Here is a 674-nt window from a genome sequence, read left to right as displayed (position 1 = left end):
GGTCAGCATAGAAACGGCTAGCGTAGTGATTTTTTTCACGGTTGATCATCCTTTATTTTCGTTCCTGACAGAGATAGCCTATCATCACTCAGCTGAATGTTAAGATTTATTTACCAATTTTTGCAAAATGAATAGTGTTATCTACTGGTAAGACATCGGCCGCGCAGAGCGCAACAGAGGCGCTGGCGGGCCGCCAGCCCCCTGCCGGGAAAGCTATTCATTACGGCTATTTTTCGCTTCCTCAATAAACTCTTCATCGATTTCATCGGTATTGCCGGCATGTTCTCGTCCCGACAGCAGGTTCCAGCAGGCGATAAACAGGGCGGCGATCAGCGGCCCGATCACGAAGCCGTTGATACCGTAGATCTCCATGCCGCCCAGAGTGGCGATAAGGATCAGATAGTCCGGCATCCTGGTATCCTTGCCCACCAGCAGTGGACGCAGAATGTTATCCACCAGGCCAATCACAATCACAAAGAAGCCGACGATAAAGGCGCCCTGCCACAGTTGGCCGGTGGCGAAGAGGTAGATGGCCGCTGGCACCCAGATAATGGCCGAGCCCACCGCCGGGATAAGCGACAGAAACGCCATCAGCGCTCCCCAGAGAATGCTGCCGTCCAGACCGGCGATCCAGAAGGCAAAGCCACCCAGCGCCCCCTGCGCCAGCGCCACGG

1 protein-coding gene is annotated in these 674 nt (G+C 54.9%); it reads right to left on the bottom strand.

Translation table 11 applies throughout. The annotated features are described in order from the left end of the window. Positions 1-213: 213 nt before the first annotated feature. Positions 214-674: AI-2E family transporter (locus KHQ28_RS28755; RefSeq protein WP_211777807.1), on the bottom strand; the 461-nt coding region annotated here is incomplete at its 5' end.

Origin of the sequence: Klebsiella sp. 28 (assembly GCF_018223905.1) — a bacterium.
GTDB classification, from domain to species: domain Bacteria; phylum Pseudomonadota; class Gammaproteobacteria; order Enterobacterales; family Enterobacteriaceae; genus Klebsiella; species Klebsiella pneumoniae.
This window is presented reverse-complemented; position numbering and strand designations above follow the sequence as displayed.